The following is an 18727-nucleotide window of genomic DNA, read 5'->3' as shown; positions in this document are numbered from 1 at the left end:
TTCCGAACCCGGAAGCTAAGCCTTACAGCGCCGATGGTACTGCAGGGGGGACCCTGTGGGAGAGTAGGACACCGCCGAACAAATATTGAGAAAGGCCCACGCCGTTATGGCGTGGGCCTTTCTGCGTTTACGGGTGCGTTTATGCTCAGTGGTATGCGTTACGACCTGGTTATCTTCGACAACGACGGCGTCCTCGTCGACAGCGAGCCCATCTCCAACCGGCTCCTGGCCGCCTGTCTCACCGAGCTCGGGCATCCCACCTCCTACGAGGAGTCCATACGGGACTACATGGGATCCGCGATGCACCGGGTCCATGACCTCGTCCAGGAGCGCACCGGGCAGCGGCTGCCCGATGACTTCGACGACGTCTTCCATGCGCGGGTGTTCGCCGCCTTCGAGGCGGAGTTGAAGCCCGTCACCGGTGTGGCGGAGGTGCTTGAGCAGCTGGCGGCTGACAGGGTGCCGTACTGCGTGGCGTCGTCCGGGAGTCATGAGCGGATTCGGGTGGGGCATCGGACGACCGGGCTTGACCGGTGGTTCGAGGAGTCGCGGGTCTTCAGTTCGCAGGATGTAGGGAGGGGGAAGCCGGCGCCGGATCTCTTCCTGTACGCGGCCGAGCGGATGGGGGTCGCGCCGGGGCGTTGTGCCGTCGTGGAGGACAGTCCGCTGGGTGTGCAGGCGGCTGTCGCGGCCGGTATGGACGTGTACGGGTTCACGGCGATGACGCCGGTCGACCGGCTGCGGGGGGCCACTCAACTCTTCTCCGACATGGGGCAATTGGCTGACCTGCTGGAATGACCGAGGGCATCGTGGCGGGGCTGACAATTGTCATGCCGAGCTCCGGACGATCGTTTCTACTGGGGGACCCCGCCCGGACGCGAAGCTGAGGGCATGACGAAGACGACGAATGCCGGGTCCCGGAACAACAACCAGGCCAAGCCGCAGCCCAGCGTGCTGGAGAACTTCAAGCCGCTGATCGTGGACGTGGCGGTTCCGCTCGGGTCGTACTACCTCTTCAAGGGCGCCTTCGGGATGAGCACCTTCGCGGCGCTCGCCTGGAGCAGTGTGGTGCCGGCTCTGCGGACGGTGTGGAGCGTGGTCAAGGAGCGTCGGGGCAATGCGTTCGCGGGGCTCATCCTGCTGGTGAACCTGGTGTCCTTGGCGCTGAGCTTCGTCTCCGGCGACCCGCGGCTGATGCTCGCCAAGGACAGCGGGGTCAGCAGTGTCATCGGGATCGCGATTCTGGTGTCGGTGGTGCTGGGCCGGCCGATGATGACCGAGGGGCTCAAGCCGTTCGTGGTGAAGGGCGACGCGGCCAGGGAGGCGGCCTTCGAGCGGCTGCGGGCCGGGTCCGCCGCGTTCCGGCGGTCGGAGCGGGTCTACTCGCTCGTGTGGGGTGTGCTGCTGCTCGCCGAGTGCGTGGTGCGGGTCGCGGGGGCGTACACCCTGCCCGTGGACACGATGGTGTGGCTCGGCACGGTCATCCTGGTCAGCGCGATCGGGATCGGGATGGTGGTCAGCGGTGGGCTCGCCGCCGAGCCGATGGCCCGGATGATCGGCGCCGAGGTGAAGGCCGCGGAGGATGCCGTGAAGTGTGAGGTGGCTGTCGCCGCCTGACGCCGCCGGAGGTAAAGCTGAAGGAAATTCATCTTTGGCTGGATCTACCCACGAGTACGCCGGGGCCCTACGCTCGCCGCCATGACAGATGTGCTGCGGCGCGGTAGGGCCTCGTTGGCGTTCAGCTTCTTCACGCAGGGTGCCACTTTCGCTCTGCTCGTGACGCGCATTCCCGCCATCCAGGACCGGTACGGCGTCTCCGACGCGCTGCTGCCGGTCTTTCTCGCCGCCGTGCCGATCCTGGCCGGCGTCGGCAGTGTGACCACCGAGCAGCTGGTGAAGCGGATACCGCCCAGTCGGCTGCTGCGCTGGTCCCAGCCCGTGGTGATGCTGGCCCTGCTCGGGGTCGGGGCCGGCGGGAACATGGCCGAGCTGGCCGTCGCGCTGGGCGCCTTCGGGCTGGCCGTCGGTGCGCTGGACGCCTCGATGAACATGCTCGGGGTGAGCCTGCAGCGGACGTACGGGCGCAGCATCATGCTCAGCTTTCATGCCGCGTACAGCCTGGGCGGGATCCTGGGTGCCTCGCTGGCGTGGGTGGGGGCGCACTGGCATCTCGCGCTGTGGGTGTCGTATCTGCCGGTCGTCGCGGTGTTGTTGCCGGCCGCGCTGTTGGGCAGCCGGTGGTATGTGGACGGCAAGCCCGAGCCGGTGGAGCACGGGGTGGGCGCGAGCGGGGGCAGTGGCGGTGTCGTCTTCAAGCTGCTGCTGCCGCTGTGTCTGGTGATGACCTTCGCCTACATCGGGGACTCGACCGTTTCCAACTGGAGTGCGAAGTATCTGAAGGACGTGCTGGGGAGCAGTGAGCAGCTGGCGACCGTTCCGTACAACGTGTACATGGTGACCACGCTGGTCGGGCGGGCCATCGGGGACTTCGGGGTACGGCGGTTCGGGGCCGTGGCGGTCGTACGGCTCGGGGCGCTGGTGGCGGCCGTCGGGTTCGCGGTGGTGGCCGGGGCGTCCGGGGCGTGGGTGGGGATGGCCGGGTTCACTCTGCTGGGGCTCGGGCTGTGTGTGCTGGTGCCGCAGACCTTCGCGGCGGCCGGCCGGTTGTTCCCCGGGGACTCGGACGCTGCCATCGCCCGGCTGAACATCTTCAACTACGTCGGGTTCCTGATCGGTTCGCCGTTGGTGGGTGCTCTGGGCGACGCGTGGAGCTATCGCGGGGCGATGCTGGTGCCGATGGTGTTGGTGCTGGTGACGTTGGTGTACGCCCGTTCGTTCGCGGCTCGGCCGGACCGATACGGTGGCGGGCATGAGCGGCCGCGCACAGCTGATGTGGGACGAGGCAGTAACGGGCTATGACTTCGGTCCGGGCCATCCGATGGATCCGGTCCGGCTGGCGTTGACCCGGAGACTGGTCCATGCCTTCGAGGTCGACCGGGTGGTGGATGTCGTCGCGGCGAAGCCGGCCGGGGAGTCGACGCTGCGTCTGGTGCACCGGGAGGACTATGTCGAGGCCGTGAAGGCGGCTTCGGCGGATCCCGGGTCGGCTGACCAGTCGTATGGGCTGGGGACGATGGACGATCCGGCGTTCGCCGGGATGCACGAGGTGTCCGCGTTGATCGCCGGGCAGTCGGTGGGGGCGGCCGAGGCGGTGTGGCGGGGGGACGTCGATCACGCCGTGAACTTCGCGGGTGGGTTGCATCATGCGATGCCGGGGGCGGCTTCCGGGTTCTGTATCTACAACGACGCCTCGCTCGCGATTGCGCGGTTGTTGGAGCTCGGTGCCGAGCGGGTCGCCTATGTGGACGTCGATGTGCATCACGGGGACGGGGTGCAGGCCGCGTTCTGGGAGGATCCGCGGGTTCTGACGATCTCGCTGCATGAGCATCCTCGTACGTTGTTCCCGCAGACCGGGTGGCCGGAGGAGGTCGGCGCCGGGGCGGGGGAGGGCTCCGCAGTGAATGTGGCGTTGCCGGCGGGGACCGGGGACGCGGGGTGGTTGCGGGCGTTTCATGCGGTCGTGCCGGAGCTGGTCGCCGACTTCCGGCCGCAGGTGCTGGTGACTCAGCACGGCGCCGACACCCATTTCGAGGATCCGTTGGCGCATCTCGCCGTCTCGCTGGATGCGCAGCGGGCTGTACAGGTGGCCTGCCATGAGCTGGCGCACGAGTACGCCGGGGGGAAGTGGGTCGCGTTGGGGGGCGGGGGGTACGAGGTGGTGGATGTCGTGCCCCGGTCGTGGACGCATCTGGTGGCGATCGCCGCGGGGCGGGAGATCGAGCCGGAGGCGCTGGTTCCCGAGGCGTGGCGGCAGGAGGTGTTCGCTCGGACTCGGCAGTTGGGTCCTGGGCGGATGACCGATGGGCGGTGGCCGGTGGAGTGGGCGGAGTGGGAGGCGGGGTACGACCCCGCTGACCGCCTGGACCAGGCGGTGCTGGCTACTCGGCGGGCCGTGTATCCGTTGCGGGGGTTGCTGGCGTAGGGGTGGAGGGGTGGTTTTCTCGCCCCCGCCCCTGTCCGTCCCATCACCAGGGGCTGCGCCCCCTTCGACCCCCCTCCTGGTGGCTGCCGCCCCCGGACCCCCGCTTCGGCCTGCACGGCCTCGTCCTCGAACGCCGGACGGGCTGGGTGGTGGGGGCTTGGCCAATCGTTACGCCAACCGTGCGGTGTTCGCCTGTTCTCCGGTTCTTCGGGGGCTGCGTCCGTCACCATCTCAGCCGTGTGGAGTGTCGGTGAGCTTCGGGCTTATCTGGTGGCCGTTGGGCTTGCTGGGGTTGTGGCCACCTCCCGGGAGCGGAGTATTCGCCGTTATCGGCTGTTCGCGGCTCGGGATCCTCGGGTGTTGATCGGTATTGATCCGCAAGAGGCGTGGAGCGAGCGCGAGTTGGTTCGGTTGATGGCAGGCAAGTGTGGGGTTTCGGACGATCCTCGATGTGTTTCAGGGCATGATGTGATCGATCCGGAGTTGACCGTCGCTGCGCTCGATGCCTTCGCGGAGCGGGTGGGGGACGTCGCCCGGCGGCGGGCGCCCGTGTTGTTCGGGACCGGGCATCCGCATCGGCTGATCGGCTTCTACGCCGGTCTCGCGGACGCGTTGTCGGCGGCGGGGTGTGAGGTCCTCACCCCCGCGCAGGGTCGCCGTGTCGACATAACGACCCGGTTCGGCCTACGTACGTGCAGCCTTGATTACGTACAAGGTGTCGGGTTGGTGCGGGAATCGGGAGGTGAACGCCCCGGTTGTGCGCCGGGTGCGCACACGCACTCACCGCTGCCGGTTCGGGTGGCGCTGGATGCGGCGGCGGGGGGCGGCGGGCCGTTGCCCGAGCTGGTGGTGGGGGACCACGGGTGGGTCTGCGGTGCTGGTCAGCTCGGGTTTGAGGCCATTGGGCTGGCGGACACGGATGACCCTGCGCTCTTTGTGGGCGAGGCCGAGGGGGTCGTGTCCGTCGCCGTTCCGGTTGATGACGGCGTGCGGTCCGATTACTACACGCCGCTTACCCGCTACGTACTCAATCGAGCGTGTCTGTCACAGTAGCCGCCGATGGGTGCACCTCTTCCCCACTCGCATCACCCGCCCCTACATTGGGGAGTGAGCACGCAACGACGAAGAGTCACCGGAAGGGGAAGCCGGTGGCCCGTCGAGTGCGGAAGGTTCAGGTGTGTCATGGCAGCTGGCGAGAGGCCTCTCAACGAGGTTGTGTTCCTTACCGTGGCGGAGGTCGCCGCGGTGATGCGAGTGTCGAAGATGACCGTGTACCGGCTGGTGCACAGCGGTCATCTGCCCGCGATCCGGGTGGGGCGGTCCTTCCGCGTCCCCGAGCAAGCGGTACACGAGTACCTTCGCGAGAGCTATGTGGGGGTGGAGACCGCCTGACGACGGTTTCGGGATACCCGGAGCACCTCGATTACGACCTCAGCGCTCGGGCGGGTAGGCTAGCCCCTCGTAGGTCGTATGGGCCCATGGCGCCCAGCACCGAGTGATGAGAAGTGAGCGAGGGTAGTCGTGGGCTCTGTTATCAAGAAGCGGCGCAAGCGGATGGCCAAGAAGAAGCACCGCAAGCTGCTCAAGCGCACGCGCGTTCAGCGCCGTAACAAGAAGTAATTACGGCGCCGAGCCGCGAGAGCATTGTGTATGGCCCCCCACCGTTACGGTGGGGGGCCATACACATTTTCCGGCCGAGACGGCTCGCCCTGGCCCACTTGAGGGCATGCCAGCGCAACATCAACCCGCTAAGTTGGCTCGCATACGGGAACACGGAAGAAAGGCGCTGATCTTGGGGAAGGTCGTGCTCGTGACCGGAGTGGCCCGTCAACTTGGGGGCCGGTTCGTACGGCGGATCCAGCGGGACCCCGAAGTGGACCGGGTCGTCGCCGTGGACGCGGTGCCGCCGGAGCACCATCTGGGCGGGGCCGACTTCATCCAGACCGACATCCGCCAGCCGACCATCGCCCGCGTCCTCGCCGAGACCGGTGCCGACACCGTCGTCCACATGGATGTGACCGGTACGCCGCTCGGCAGCGGGAGCCGGGCCACCGTCAAAGAGACCAATGTCATCGGCACCATGCAACTGCTCGGTGCCTGCCAGAAGTCGCCGAACGTCAAACGGCTTGTGATCAAGTCCAGTACGAACGTCTACGGCTCCGCGCCGAAGGATCCCGCCGTCTTCACGGAGACCACCCCACCGAAATCGCTGCCCAGCGGCGGGTTCGCCAAGGACACGGTCGAGGTGGAGGGATATGTGCGGGGGTTCGCCAGACGGCGGCCCGATGTGGCGGTGTGCGTGTTGCGGTTCGCCAATATTCTCGGGCCGACCGCTGACACTCCGCTCGCCTCTTATTTCTCGCTCCCTGTGCTGCCCACCGTCTTCGGGTACGACCCCCGGCTGCAGTTCGTGCACGAGGACGATGTGATCGACGTCCTGCGGATCGCCTCGCACGAGCCGGCGCGGGGAACCCTGAACAGCGGCACGTTCAATGTCGCGGGCGACGGAGTGCTGTTGCTCTCGCAGTGTTCGCGACGGCTGGGGCGGCCCACCGTGCCGTTGCTGCTGCCGGCGGTCACCTGGGCCGGTTCCCTGGTGCGGACCCTCGGCATGAGCGACTTCTCGCCCGAGCAGATCCGGCTCCTGACACACGGCCGGGTGGTCGCCACCGACCAGATGCGCGAGACGCTGGGATTCCAGCCGAAGTACACGACGGCGGAGACGTTCGCGGACTTCGTGCGCGCCCAGGCCACGGGGCTGCTGCCGCCACAGGCGGTGGCCGCCGCCGTCGACCGGATCGCCGCCCTCCCCGTCCTGAGCGGCGGGAAGACACCGACGCAGAGCGCCAACTGAGGAGCGCAACACGATGGCGGACGCCAAGGTCATTCCGTTCGACGACGACCGGTCCCGCGGGGCTGCCGTGCAGCGGCCGGCCCGGCGCCGGGGGCCGGGGAACCGGCGCAAGGGCGGCGGCGAGCAGGCGGTGGTGCGCGAGTCCGGCGTGGTGCGTGAGGTCCAGCCTCTCGCCGGGCGGATCCCCGCGCAGGAAGATGTGCATGTGACCCGGGAGAGCCCTGAGACGGGCGTGGAGAAGCCGCACGACGACGCCGGCCTGGAGCAGCGTGTCGCCCGCGGTCTGGCGTTTCTGCGGCGGCGGCTGACCGGGGACTACGAGGTCGACGACTTCGGGTACGACGAGGAGCTGACCGACCACGTCCTGATGTCCATGCTGCGGCCGGTGTACGAGAAGTACTTCCGCGTCGACGTGAAGGGCATCGAGAACATCCCGGCAGAGGGCGGTGCCCTGATCGTCGCCAACCACTCCGGGACGCTGCCGATGGACGGCCTGATGATGCAGGTCGCCGTGCACGACCATCACCCGGTGAATCGTCACCTCAGGCTGCTCGCGGCCGACCTGGTCTTCGTGCTGCCGGTGGTGAACGAACTGGCACGCAAGCTCGGGCACACGCTCGCCTGCGCGGAGGACGCCGAGCGGCTGCTGGGGCAGGGGGAACTGGTCGGGGTGATGCCGGAGGGGTTCAAGGGCATCGGGAAGCCCTTCAGCGAGCGCTACAAGCTCCAGCGGTTCGGGCGGGGCGGGTTCGTGTCGACCGCGTTGCGGCAGGGGGTGCCGATCATTCCCTGCTCGATCGTGGGGGCCGAGGAGATCTACCCGATGCTCGGCAACGCGAAGACGCTGGCTCGGGTGCTGGGGATCCCGTACTTCCCGCTGACGCCGACCTTTCCCTGGCTCGGGCCGCTTGGGGCGGTTCCGCTGCCGACGAAGTGGACGATCCAGTTCGGGGAGCCGATCCCCACGGGGAGCTATCCGCCGGAGGCCGCCGAGGATCCGATGCTGATGTTCAATCTGACGGACCAGGTGCGAGAGCAGATCCAGCACACGCTGTACAAGTTGCTGGTGCAGCGGCGGTCGGTGTTCTTCTGAGTGGCGATGCGTCGACGGGGTGCCCCTCGGTTGAGAGGCACCCCGTCTCCGTCAGCCGCTCGCGTCCTGGCCGTCGATGCCCAGGCCCGGCAGTAGGCCCGGCAGGAGCGGGGGCAGGGTGACGTCCGGTGCCGCTGACGGGGACTTGCCCGTCGACGGCGGGGCGCTGGTGCCCGTGCCGGTCTTCGGGGGGTCCAGGAGACCGCCCGTCGTGCCGCCGATCAGGCCGTCGTCGGCGCTGCCGGAGGCCGAGCCGCTGGGGCTGCCGGTGCCTGACTCGTGGCCCGAGGAGGAACTGCCCGAGGACGACGGGGCCGTCGACCGGTGGCTGCCGGAGGAACCGGTGGACGCCGTGCCGGAGCCCTGCTTGCCGGTGCCGCCCCCGGTGTTCTGGGACGGCTGGGGGAGCAGGGACTGCAGCGGGGCGACCTCTTCGTCTATGGCGTCGAAGACCGACGACACCTGCTGGCTGACGTCCCCGAGCTGGACCGGGAGTCTGTCGCGCAGGGCGCCCCAGGCCTCGCGGTGGGACTGGGCGAAGGCGGACAGGGCCTGGATGGGGCCCAGTGAGTTCGGGTCGCGCTCATACGCCTCGTGGAGCAGCCGATGGCCCTCGGTGACGTCGTGCTGCATACCGGACAGGGTGCGGCGGATCTCGCCGATGGACTCATGGTCGAGGTGGCCGCCGCGGTCTCGCTCCATCAGCCGGCGGGCTTCCATCAGCCTGGTCGAGGCCTGGTCGAGGTAGGTCTGGCCGCGCTGGTCGTCGCCGTCGGCCAGATAGTTGAGCTTGAAGTCCTCAATGCCGCGTTTGAGGCCGTACAGCGAGTCGCCGGGCAGGGCGCCGGAGCTGGCGGCGGCCACGCCGCCGAAGGCTCCGGCGGCCACCCCTACGCTCAGGCCGCCCGCGGCGAGCCCCTTGGTGAGCCGGGAACGCGGTCGCAGTTTGCCCAGTGGGCTGGCCCGATGCGCGCCCTTGGACCGGCCGGACCGCTGCTCGGGAACCGACGTGTCCGCCGCCCCGCCCAGGGTGCCCTCCGCCAGCATGGCCTCCATCGCGGCCACCAGCTGGGCCCGGTGGACGACCTTGACCTCCGGGTCGAGGACCGGCTTGGGCAGCTCGGCGAGCCCTGTCGCCAGGGCCAACAGCTCGCCCTGCTCGGTCCGTTCGGCCCGATCCGCCGCGGCCGGCGGATCGCCCGCCGGACCCTCGGACCGCTCGGCCGCCGGGTCCCGGTCGGGCTGCTCCTCCAGGGCCTGGGCGAAGGCGTTCGCCCGCCGGTGCGCCGATACGTTCGCGATCACTGGCGGCACCTCCTCTCGTCATGACGGTCGACTCCCCAGGGGGTCCTGAGGGTTGCACGCCCTCGACCGATCCACACGATCGTGTGATCAGGGTCTTCCAGGACGTGACCACAGGGAGCCTGTATCCCGCACAACGAGCGGCTCGGCACTTGGGTTACGGACGACCGTTGATCGGCTGAGAAAGGTAACCGGCTTTCACCGAACGTGAGTTGGGTGTCGCCCAGCGTGCCCGGCTCAGCGTGCGTCGTCCGGGAGGAGCCGGGCGAGAGTGCGCACGGCCCGGTACTGGAGGGTCTTGATGGCGCCCTCGTTCTTGCCCATCACGCGGGCGGTCTCGGCGACCGAGAGGCCCTGGAGGAAGCGGAGTGTCACGCACTCCTGCTGCTGGGGGTTGAGGCGTCGTACGGCTTCGAGGAGTGCCGCGTTCGAGAGGGACTCCAGGACGGAGTCCTCCGGGGAGCGCTCGACCTCGTTGGCGTCGAGCATCTCGCCGGTGGTGACCTCCAGCCGGAAGCGGCTCGACTTGAAGTGGTCGGCGACCAGGTTGCGGGCGATGGTGACCAGCCAGGCCCCGAAGTCCCGGCCCTGCCAGGTGAAGGTGCCGATCCTTCTCAGGGCGCGCAGGAACGTCTCACTGGTGAGGTCCTCGGCGGTCGCCTTGCCGCCGACGCGGTAGTAGATGTAGCGGTACACGGTGTCGCTGTACTGGTCGTAGAGGCGGCCGAAGGCGTCGGACTCGCCGGCCTGGGCGCGCTCGACGAGGTCCATCATCCGGGCGCTGTCGCTGTCCGCGGCCGGGCGGCGGGCGGTGGTTGCGGCGGTGCCGGTGGCACGGCCGCGTCTGCCGACGGCCGCACTGCCGTCGGCCAGTGCGTAGCACGGGCCGATCGGTGCGGCGGTGGCGAAGGCGGGGACGGCGTACGCGGTCGGGACAACGCCGCGCAGCGTCTCTTTGACCGTTGCGACAGTTGCGCGCAGCGTAGCCAGGCCCGAGGCGTCAACCCCGACGTGTGGGTACACGGGACTCCCAGAGGCAGAGCTTCCATCACGTGCAGTACGGAACCTTTCACCCGTCGTAGCGACGGAGGGGTACCGGTTTGCGTCTGAGGAGAATAACGCTTCGTGCAGGCACTGCTACACCGAGTTGCTCAAATCACCGGTTGCGTCGCTTCTGTAACCGATCTGGGGTGGTTGTAGTGCCGCAGCGTGATCGGTTGTTGATCAGAAAGAGGCGTGTTGAGGCAGAGTCGAGGGCGTGTTGGGATGACGGCGCGATAATTCGGGCGCGCGAGGTTTGGGGCGGCGTGTTGTTCGGTGCCGGTGGGGGGCCGGGGGCGGGGGTGGGCGTGGCTGTAGCGCACCCCTTCAGGGGCGCGGGGAACTGTGCGGGCAAACACGTTTCACCCGCGGCCGGGATGCGGCCCGCGGGTCTGCCGGCGCTGCTCCTCAGGCGTGCGCCGCGCTACCGGCGCCGCCGGCTCAGCGCGATCGCCGCCGCCGTGCCGCCGGCGACCGCTCCCACTCCGGCCGCCGCGGGGATGCCCACCTTGGCCGCCTTGCGGCCCGTCCGGTAGTCGCGGAGGCGCCAGTCCATCTCCCGGGCGTGCTTGCGCAGCTTCGTGTCCGGGTTGATGGCGTACGGGTGGCCGACCAGGGACAGCATCGGGATGTCGTTGTGGGAGTCGCTGTAGGCCGCGCAGCGGGAGAGGTCCAGGCCCTCGGCGGCGGCGAGGGCGCGTACCGCCTCGGCCTTCGCGGGGCCGTGCAGGGGCTCGCCGACCAGCTTGCCCGTGTAGATGCCGTCGACCGACTCGGCGACCGTGCCGAGTGCTCCCGTCAGACCCAGGCGGCGGGCGATCACGCCGGCGATCTCCACCGGCGCCGCCGTGACCAGCCACACCTTCTGGCCCGCGTCCAGGTGGGCCTGGGCGAGGGCGCGGGTACCGGGCCAGATGCGCTCGGCCATGTACTCGTCGTAGATCTCCTCGCCGATGGTCTGGAGCTCCGCCACCCGGTGGCCCTTGACGATGGAGAGGGCGGAGTCCCGCGCGTCCTGGATGTGCTGCGGGTCCTCGACGCCGGCCAGCCGGAACCACGCCTGCTGCCAGGCGAACTTCGCCAGGTCGCGGGTCTCGAAGAACTTCCGCTTGTACAGGCCCCGGCCGAAGTGGAAGATGGCGGCGCCCTGCATGACCGTGTTGTCGAGGTCGAAGAACGCGGCGGCCTTGTCGTCGCCGAGCACCGGGAACGGCGGTTCCGCGGTGTCCCTGGGGGCGGCGGACACGGCGTCCTCTGCCAGGGCTTCCTGGTTCTTGCGCGCGGCCTCCGCCGAGGCCTCGCCTGCCAACACGCTCCGCGCCGTGGCGGAGCGCCTACGGGGAGTGAGCCATCCGAGAGCGGCCATGTCGTGAGCATAGCCAGTCTGCTCGGTGGTCCCGGAGTCGCGGGAGTTGGATGGGTGTGAACTCTCCACGACCGGCCCGTTAAGCAACCCGTCGAGCAGGGCGCGGCAGCGCGGGAGAATGGACCGCATGAGTCCTCTCTTCGGCCGGAAGGCACCTGCGTCTCGTGCGCGTTTGGTCACTCTGATCCGTAAGCCCGGTTGTCATTTGTGCGATGACGCACAGGTCGTGGTCGAGAAGGTGTGCGGCGAGCTGGGGGTGCCCTGGGAAGGGAAGGACATCACCCAGGATTCGCGACTGCACGATCTGTACTGGGAGCAGATTCCGGTCGTACTCGTCGACGGTGAACAGCACACCTTCTGGCGTGTGAACGAACAGCGCCTCCGCAAGGCACTGACTGACTAGTCCAAACGGGCCGCAAAAGTCGCCTAGGATCGACGGCGGCTTGGTCTCGGGGGCGGGATTCGTGAGGAGTGTGTACGGTTTTGCCCCTATTGGAGATGGAGCGCGAGCGCGTGTGCGCCGGTTCCCCACGGCTGCGCCGGGGGCGCGTGACCCCGGTCACGTTGGCCGGGCAAATCGGACACCATCTTTGTGCACGCGTTCACAAAGACATAGCCTGCTGTCGACGGGGCGGTCTGGGAACGTGTGACCGTCCGCAGCCCCGCTCTACCCGCAGGAGCACCGTGGCAACTGGCCGAACTCACCGACCGGCGACCCGCAGCCGAGGGATCCCCGAGGCCACCGTCGCCAGGCTTCCGCTGTACCTCCGGGCGCTGACCGCACTGTCGGAGCGCTCGGTCCCCACGGTCTCCTCCGAGGAGCTGGCGGCCGCCGCGGGGGTCAACTCCGCGAAGCTGCGCAAGGACTTCTCCTACCTGGGCTCGTACGGAACGCGCGGTGTCGGCTACGACGTCGAGTATCTCGTCTACCAGATCTCCCGTGAGCTGGGCCTGACCCAGGACTGGCCGGTTGTGATCGTCGGTATCGGAAATCTGGGTGCCGCCCTCGCCAATTACGGCGGGTTCGCCTCCCGTGGCTTCCGGGTCGCCGCCCTCATCGACGCCGATCCGGCGATGACCGGGCGGCAGGTCGCCGGGATCGCCGTGCAGCACAGCGACGACCTGGAGAAGATCATCTCCGGCAACGGCGTCTCCATCGGCGTCATCACCACTCCGCCGGGCGTCGCCCAGCAGGTCTGCGAGCGGCTCGTGGCCGCCGGGGTCACCTCCATCCTGAACTTCGCGCCGACCGTGCTGACCGTCCCGGACGGTGTCGACGTGCGCAAGGTCGACCTCTCCATCGAGCTGCAGATCCTCGCCTTCCACGAGCAGCGCAAGGCCGGCGAGGAGCACGAAGCGGCGGTTCCGCCCGTCGCCGCGCACCAGGAGTCCACCGAGCAGGGGCCCGACGGGGACGTACCCGCCGTGATGCCGGCATGAGTCTCCTCGTCGTCGGGCTGAGCCACCGCAGCGCCCCGGTCAGCGTCCTGGAGCGGGCCGCGCTCACCACGGACGCCCAGGTCAAGCTGGTCCAGGACACGCTCGCCGCCGAACCGGCCACCGAGGCCGCGGTGCTCGCCACCTGCAACCGCATCGAGCTCTACGCCGACGTGGACAAGTTCCACGCCGGCGTCGCCGAGCTGTCCACGCTGCTCGCCCAGCACAGCGGGGTCGGCCTCGACGAGCTCACCCCTTATCTCTATGTGCACTACGAGGACCGGGCCGTCCACCATCTGTTCTCGGTGGCCTGCGGGCTGGACTCGATGGTCGTGGGCGAAGGACAGATCCTCGGGCAGATCAAGGACTCGCTCGCCCTTGCGCAGGAACTGCACAGTGCCGGCCGGCTGATGAACGACCTCTTCCAGCAGGGGCTCCGGGTCGGCAAACGCGCCCACTCCGAGACCGGGATCGACCGGGCCGGACAGTCCCTGGTCACCTTCGGCCTGGAACAGCTCGCCGCCGGTACCGACGTCGAGGCCTGGGTCAAGGGCAGGAAGGCGCTGGTCATCGGCGCCGGTTCGATGTCCTCGCTGGCCGCCGCCACACTGGCGCGGGTCGGCGTCGCGGAGATCGTCGTGGCGAACCGGACGTACGACCGCGCCGAGCGCCTCGCCCAGCTCCTGAACGACAGCGACGACACGGACGTGGTGGCCCGCGCGGTACCGATGGACTCGGTGCCGGTCGAGCTGACACGTGCCGACGTCGCCGTCTCCTGCACGGGCGCGACCGGTCTGGTCCTCACGGCCGACGCGGTCGCCGCGGCGGTCGAGGGGCGGACCGGTGAGCCCGTCGCGGAGATCGAGGACGACCGTCCCGCGCAGACCGTGCAGCGGCCCACCGGCCTCGGCACCGACGAGAACTGCCCGCTCGACCTCACGGCCGCACAGAGCGGGTTCTCCGTGATGGGTGAGGCCGCCGTCGCCGGGATGGCCGCCGCGGAGCTGGAGCAGCACGCGGCCTGGGTGGACAACGGCACGGTCGACATCCGGGAGGCCGGACGCCGTACGCCCGAGACCGACGCCGAGCTGATCGGCGCGCTCGCCGCGACCGCCGCCCGGATCGGCCGGATCCCCGAGCTGCGCAAACCCGAGCCCGTCGCCGGCTTCGTGCGGCCCGCCCCCACGCTCTTCCTCCTCGACCTCGCCATGCCCCGCGACATCGACGCGGCCGCGCACCGGCTGGCCGGGGTGCGGCTGGTGGACATCGAGTCGCTGGCGGAGGCGTCCGCGGACGCCCCCATGGCGGCCGACGTGGACCAGGTCCGCCGGATCGTCGCCGACGAGGTGGCCGCCTTCGGGGCGGCGCAGCGGGCCGCGCACATCACGCCGACCGTGGTCGCCCTGCGCACCATGGCCGCCGACGTGGTGGCCGGTGAGATCGCTCGGCTCGACGGGCGCCTGCCAGACCTGGACGAACGGCAGCGCGGAGAGATCCGGCAGGCCGTGCACCGGGTCGTCGACAAGCTCCTGCACGCGCCGACGGTACGGGTCAAACAGCTCGCGGCCGAGCCCGGCGGTGCCGGGTACGCGGACGCGCTGCGGACCCTGTTCGACCTCGACCCCGAGACGGTGGCCTCCGTCTCCCGGGCCGTGGACAGCACAGACAAGAAGGACCGACCGGCATGAGTGACAACCCACTGCGACTGGGGACCAGGCGATCCAGACTCGCCATGGCCCAGTCCGGGCGAGTGGCGGAAGCCGTGAGCCAGGTGACCGGACGGCCCGTCGAGCTCGTCGAGATCACCACCTATGGCGACACCTCCCGCGAGCACCTCGCACAGATCGGCGGCGCGGGGGTCTTCGTGACCGCCCTGCGGGACGCGCTGGTGCGCGGCGAGGTCGACTTCGCGGTTCACTCGCTCAAGGACCTCCCGACCAGGCAGCCCGAGGGCCTGGTCCTGGCCGCTGTACCGGTACGCGAGGACCCGCGTGACGTGATCGTCGCCCGGGACGCGCTGAAGTTCACCGACCTGCCGCGCGGGGCGCGCATCGGCACCGGTTCGCCGCGCCGGATGGCGCAGCTGAACGCGTACGCGCGCACCCACGGGCTGGACGTCGAGACCGTCCCCGTGCGCGGGAACGTCGACACGCGGCTCGGATACGTACACGACGGCGAACTCGATGCCGTGGTGCTGGCCGCGGCGGGACTGAGCCGCATCGGCCGTATCGACGAGGTGACCGACTTCCTGTCGGTCGACACGGTTCTGCCCGCCCCCGGCCAGGGGGCACTGGCGGTCGAATGCGCCGCGGACAACGCGTCGCTGATCGCCGCGCTCGAGGAACTCGACGACCCGTTCACGCGGGCCGCCGTGACCGCCGAGCGATCACTGCTCGCCGCCCTGGAGGCCGGCTGCTCCGCCCCTGTGGGCGCGCTGGCCGACCTTCTGGCCGACGGGCAGACTGTCAAGGAAATGCGCCTGCGTGGCGTCGTCGGCACGACCGACGGCACACGGATGGTGCAGATGTCCACCACCGGTCCCGTGCCCGAGACAAACGACCAGGCGACGGCGCTCGGTCGCGAACTCGCCACCGAGATGCTTGCCCAGGGCGCGGCCGGTCTGATGGGGGAGCGAGCACATTGAGCCCCACCAACCTTCCCGCCGGCCTTGAACACGGGCACGTCACCTTCCTGGGTGCCGGACCCGGGGATCCGGGACTGCTGACCTTGCGTGCCGTGGAGGCACTGTCCAGCGCGGACGTCCTGGTCGCCGAGCACGACGTGCTCGACGTGATCAGAGCCCACGCCAGGCAGGGCGTCTCCGTCGTACTCACGAATCCGGGTTCCTCGTCGGACCCGTATCCGGGCACAGGCACGCCTCAACTGACGGTTGTTGACGGAGCGTCAACAACCGCTGCGCTCCCGCCCGCGCGGGATGCGGCTCATCTTGTCATGGAGGCCGCGCGGGGTGGCAGGCGGGTCGTCCGTGCGGTGTCCGGGGACCCGGGACTGGATACGTACGCGACCGAGGAAATGCTCGCCTGCGTCGCCGCCGGTGTTCCCTTCGAGGTCGTGCCCGGTGTCGCGGCGGTGGTCGGCGTACCCGCATACGCCGGTGTGCCGCTGCGGGACGCCCAGGGCGCGGACGTCCGCTTCGTGGACGGCCGTACGGCCTCCGACCGCTGCTGGACCGAGGTCGGTGCCTCGGACGGCACGGTCGTGGTGTCGACGACCCTCGACTCGGTGGCCGCGGCCGCCGGGGAACTGGTCGCCGCCGGCCGTAAACCGGACACCCCGATGACGGTCACGGTCGCCGGTACCACCACCCGGCAGCGGACCTGGACGGCCACCTTGGGCACCGTCGCCCAGACCCTGAAGCAGGCGAAGGTGCTGCCCTCCCCGGACGGCGGCCGGCCGGTGATAGCCGTGGTCGGTGAGCGGTCCGCCGCCGCCCAGCGCGACCAGTTGTCGTGGTTCGAGTCCAAGCCGCTGTTCGGCTGGAAGGTACTCGTGCCGCGTACGAAGGAGCAGGCGGCGACCCTCTCCGACCAGCTGCGGTCCTACGGCGCCGTGCCGCACGAGGTGCCGACGATCGCCGTCGAACCGCCGCGCACGCCCCAGCAGATGGAGCGCGCGGTCAAGGGCCTCGTCACCGGACGCTACGAGTGGATCGCCTTCACCTCGGTGAACGCGGTCAAGGCCGTACGGGAGAAGTTCGAGGAGTACGGGCTCGACGCACGCGCCTTCGCGGGCATCAAGGTCGCGGCGGTCGGCGAGCAGACCGCGAAGGCCCTGGTCGCCTTCGGCGTGAAGCCGGACCTGGTGCCGAGCGGGGAGCAGAGCGCGGCCGGGCTGCTCGAGGACTGGCCCCCCTACGACCCGGTCTTCGACCCGATCGACCGGGTGTTCCTGCCGCGCGCCGACATCGCCACCGAGACGCTGGTCGCCGGGCTGATCGAGCTGGGCTGGGAGGTGGACGACGTCACGGCCTACCGGACCGTGCGGGCGTCGCCGCCGCCGGCCGACACCCGGGAGGCGATCAAGGGCGGCGGCTTCGACGCGGTTCTCTTCACGTCGTCGTCCACCGTGCGGAACCTGGTCGGTATCGCCGGGAAGCCGCACAACGTGACGGTCATCGCGTGCATCGGTCCTGCCACGGCCAAGACGGCCGAGGAGCACGGGCTGCGGGTGGACGTGATGGCTCCGGAGCCGTCGGTCGCCAAGCTGGCGGAGGCGCTGGCGGAGTTCGGGCTGCGGCGGCGCGCCGCCGCCGTGCAGGCCGGCGATCCGGTGACCCGGCCCAGTGAGCGGCGGCCGGGGGCCCGGCGGCGACGCAGCACTACGTGAGGTTGCACGGCGGGGGGTCTGGGGCTGCGCCCCTCAGACCCCCCGGCTTTCTTTCTACGGCGGCCGGCGACACCGAGGTCGTCCCGGCCAGGCAGCGCACCCTGAAGCGTGAGCGGATGCTCCGGGCCGCCCCGGGCCGGGGCACCGACGTCACGTCGGCAAGTGCGCCCAGGTGACGGGCGTAGCGTAGAGAGCATGACGAAGTACGGCTCCTTCCCCGGCACGCGGCCGCGTCGACTGCGGACGACCCCCGTCATGCGGCGCATGGTCGCCGAGACCCGGCTGCACCCCGCGGACTTCATCCTCCCGGCGTTCGTACGCGAGGGCGTCGGCGAACCGGTGCCGATCGCCACCATGCCCGGCGTCGTGCAGCACACCCGGGACACCCTGAAGAAGGCGGCCCTGGAGGCCGTCGAAGCGGGGATCTCCGGGATCATGCTGTTCGGTGTGCCGGAGGAGGGCAAGAAGGACGCCCTCGGGACGCCCGGCACCGACCCGGACGGGATTCTGCAGGTCGCGCTGCGGGACGTGCGGGCCGAGGTCGGCGACGAGTTGCTCGTGATGTCCGACCTCTGCCTCGACGAGACGACCGACCACGGGCACTGCGGGGTGCTCGACGCCGAGGGGCGCGTCGACAACGACGCCACTCTGGAGCGGTACGCCGAGATGGCCCAGGTGCAGGCCGACGCGGGCGCCCATGTCGTAGGGCCCAGCGGGATGATGGACGGGCAGATCGGCGTCATCCGCGACGCCCTCGACCAGATCGGGCGGGAGGACGTCGCCGTCCTCGCTTACACCGCCAAGTACGCCTCCGCCTTCTACGGGCCCTTCCGGGAGGCCGTCGGGTCCTCGCTGAAGGGGGACCGGAAGACCTACCAGCAGGACCCCGCCAATGTGCGGGAGTCCCTGCGGGAGCTGGCCCTGGACCTGGAGGAGGGGGCCGACATGGTGATGGTCAAGCCGGCCGGGCCCTACCTCGACATCCTCGCCCGGGTCGCCGACTCCGTGGACGTGCCGGTCGCCGCCTATCAGATCTCCGGGGAGTACTCGATGATCGAGGCCGCCGCCGAGAAGGGCTGGATCGACCGCGACCGGGCCATCCTGGAGACGCTGACCGGCATCAAGCGGGCCGGCGCGCAGAACATCCTCACGTACTGGGCCGTGGAGGCCGCGCGGATGCTGGGCTGACGCCCAGGGGCAGGGGTGGTGCCCGCTGTGAGATTGCGCAGCGGGCACTTTCAAGTC

General features: G+C 69.8%; 18 protein-coding genes and 1 rRNA gene. 16 read left to right on the top strand and 3 right to left on the bottom strand.

What is annotated here, in order from left to right:
* The 10 genes from rrf to ACZ7OO_RS35265 all read left to right on the top strand — a co-directional run.
* Nucleotides 1-80: ribosomal RNA gene (gene rrf / locus ACZ7OO_RS35310) — 5S ribosomal RNA — on the top strand; the annotation flags it as partial.
* A 73-nt stretch (nucleotides 81-153) separates the two neighbouring features.
* Nucleotides 154-798 carry an HAD family hydrolase gene (locus ACZ7OO_RS35305; protein ID WP_471511254.1) on the top strand — a complete coding sequence of 215 codons (645 nt, stop codon included), beginning with the start codon at nucleotides 154-156 and terminating at the stop codon, nucleotides 796-798.
* Between the two features lie 93 nt (nucleotides 799-891).
* The gene (locus ACZ7OO_RS35300; protein WP_471511252.1) at nucleotides 892-1617 is read left to right on the top strand and encodes a VC0807 family protein; all 726 of its coding nucleotides are present in this window, start codon (nucleotides 892-894) and stop codon (nucleotides 1615-1617) included.
* An 81-nt stretch (nucleotides 1618-1698) separates the two neighbouring features.
* Complete coding sequence (locus ACZ7OO_RS35295; protein WP_471511250.1) at nucleotides 1699-2919, top strand: MFS transporter; 1221 nt, start codon at nucleotides 1699-1701, stop codon at nucleotides 2917-2919.
* A complete protein-coding gene (locus ACZ7OO_RS35290) occupies nucleotides 2870-4042 on the top strand; it encodes an acetoin utilization protein AcuC (RefSeq protein WP_471511248.1) in 1173 nt (390 codons plus the stop codon). Before ACZ7OO_RS35295 ends, ACZ7OO_RS35290 begins: the two co-directional genes overlap by 50 nt.
* A 237-nt stretch (nucleotides 4043-4279) precedes the next feature.
* Entirely contained in the window at nucleotides 4280-5095 is an 816-nt protein-coding gene (locus ACZ7OO_RS35285; protein WP_471511246.1) for a phosphatase, read from the top strand.
* A 129-nt stretch (nucleotides 5096-5224) separates the two neighbouring features.
* Nucleotides 5225-5434, top strand: a complete 210-nt coding sequence (locus ACZ7OO_RS35280) for a helix-turn-helix domain-containing protein (protein ID WP_067299677.1) — start codon at nucleotides 5225-5227, stop codon at nucleotides 5432-5434.
* Between the two features lie 129 nt (nucleotides 5435-5563).
* Nucleotides 5564-5662, top strand: a complete 99-nt coding sequence (locus ACZ7OO_RS35275) for a 30S ribosomal protein bS22 (protein ID WP_003948845.1) — start codon at nucleotides 5564-5566, stop codon at nucleotides 5660-5662.
* A 172-nt stretch (nucleotides 5663-5834) separates the two neighbouring features.
* The gene (locus tag ACZ7OO_RS35270) at nucleotides 5835-6896 is read left to right on the top strand and encodes an NAD-dependent epimerase/dehydratase family protein (protein ID WP_471511244.1); all 1062 of its coding nucleotides are present in this window, start codon (nucleotides 5835-5837) and stop codon (nucleotides 6894-6896) included.
* Between the two features lie 13 nt (nucleotides 6897-6909).
* On the top strand, nucleotides 6910-7989 hold the full coding sequence (locus ACZ7OO_RS35265) for a lysophospholipid acyltransferase family protein (RefSeq protein WP_471511242.1): 1080 nt from the start codon (nucleotides 6910-6912) through the stop codon (nucleotides 7987-7989).
* Nucleotides 7990-8040: 51 nt separating this feature from the next.
* On the opposite strand, the gene ACZ7OO_RS35260 is transcribed toward ACZ7OO_RS35265, so the two are convergent.
* The 3 genes from ACZ7OO_RS35260 to ACZ7OO_RS35250 all read right to left on the bottom strand — a co-directional run bounded on the left by ACZ7OO_RS35260 (nucleotide 8041) and on the right by ACZ7OO_RS35250 (nucleotide 11698).
* A complete protein-coding gene (locus ACZ7OO_RS35260) occupies nucleotides 8041-9294 on the bottom strand; it encodes a DUF5667 domain-containing protein (protein WP_471511240.1) in 1254 nt (417 codons plus the stop codon).
* Nucleotides 9295-9528: 234 nt separating this feature from the next.
* The gene (locus ACZ7OO_RS35255; RefSeq protein WP_352225058.1) at nucleotides 9529-10314 is read right to left on the bottom strand and encodes an ECF subfamily RNA polymerase sigma factor, BldN family; all 786 of its coding nucleotides are present in this window, start codon (nucleotides 10312-10314) and stop codon (nucleotides 9529-9531) included.
* 442 nt (nucleotides 10315-10756) lie between these two features.
* Nucleotides 10757-11698, bottom strand: a complete 942-nt coding sequence (locus ACZ7OO_RS35250) for an HAD family hydrolase (RefSeq protein WP_471511238.1) — start codon at nucleotides 11696-11698, stop codon at nucleotides 10757-10759.
* A 127-nt stretch (nucleotides 11699-11825) separates the two neighbouring features.
* On the opposite strand from ACZ7OO_RS35250, the gene ACZ7OO_RS35245 reads away from it, so the two are divergent.
* The 6 genes from ACZ7OO_RS35245 to hemB all read left to right on the top strand — a co-directional run bounded on the left by ACZ7OO_RS35245 (nucleotide 11826) and on the right by hemB (nucleotide 18670).
* On the top strand, nucleotides 11826-12101 hold the full coding sequence (locus ACZ7OO_RS35245; protein WP_471511236.1) for a glutaredoxin family protein: 276 nt from the start codon (nucleotides 11826-11828) through the stop codon (nucleotides 12099-12101).
* Nucleotides 12102-12382: 281 nt separating this feature from the next.
* Entirely contained in the window at nucleotides 12383-13138 is a 756-nt protein-coding gene (locus ACZ7OO_RS35240) for a redox-sensing transcriptional repressor Rex (RefSeq protein ID WP_471511234.1), read from the top strand.
* Nucleotides 13135-14823 carry a glutamyl-tRNA reductase gene (locus ACZ7OO_RS35235; protein WP_471511232.1) on the top strand — a complete coding sequence of 563 codons (1689 nt, stop codon included), beginning with the start codon at nucleotides 13135-13137 and terminating at the stop codon, nucleotides 14821-14823. The genes ACZ7OO_RS35240 and ACZ7OO_RS35235 overlap by 4 nt, the downstream gene beginning before the upstream one ends.
* The gene (hemC, locus tag ACZ7OO_RS35230; RefSeq protein ID WP_471511230.1) at nucleotides 14820-15779 is read left to right on the top strand and encodes a hydroxymethylbilane synthase; all 960 of its coding nucleotides are present in this window, start codon (nucleotides 14820-14822) and stop codon (nucleotides 15777-15779) included. Before ACZ7OO_RS35235 ends, hemC begins: the two co-directional genes overlap by 4 nt.
* Entirely contained in the window at nucleotides 15776-17482 is a 1707-nt protein-coding gene (locus ACZ7OO_RS35225; protein WP_471511228.1) for a bifunctional uroporphyrinogen-III C-methyltransferase/uroporphyrinogen-III synthase, read from the top strand. The genes hemC and ACZ7OO_RS35225 overlap by 4 nt, the downstream gene beginning before the upstream one ends.
* Before the next feature lie 195 nt (nucleotides 17483-17677).
* Nucleotides 17678-18670: a porphobilinogen synthase gene (gene hemB / locus ACZ7OO_RS35220; protein ID WP_471511226.1), complete on the top strand. Its 993-nt coding sequence runs from the start codon at nucleotides 17678-17680 to the stop codon at nucleotides 18668-18670.
* Nucleotides 18671-18727: the final 57 nt, after the last annotated feature.

It is taken from the genome of Streptomyces sp. NPDC111744 (assembly GCF_055634995.1).
This window is presented reverse-complemented; position numbering and strand designations above follow the sequence as displayed.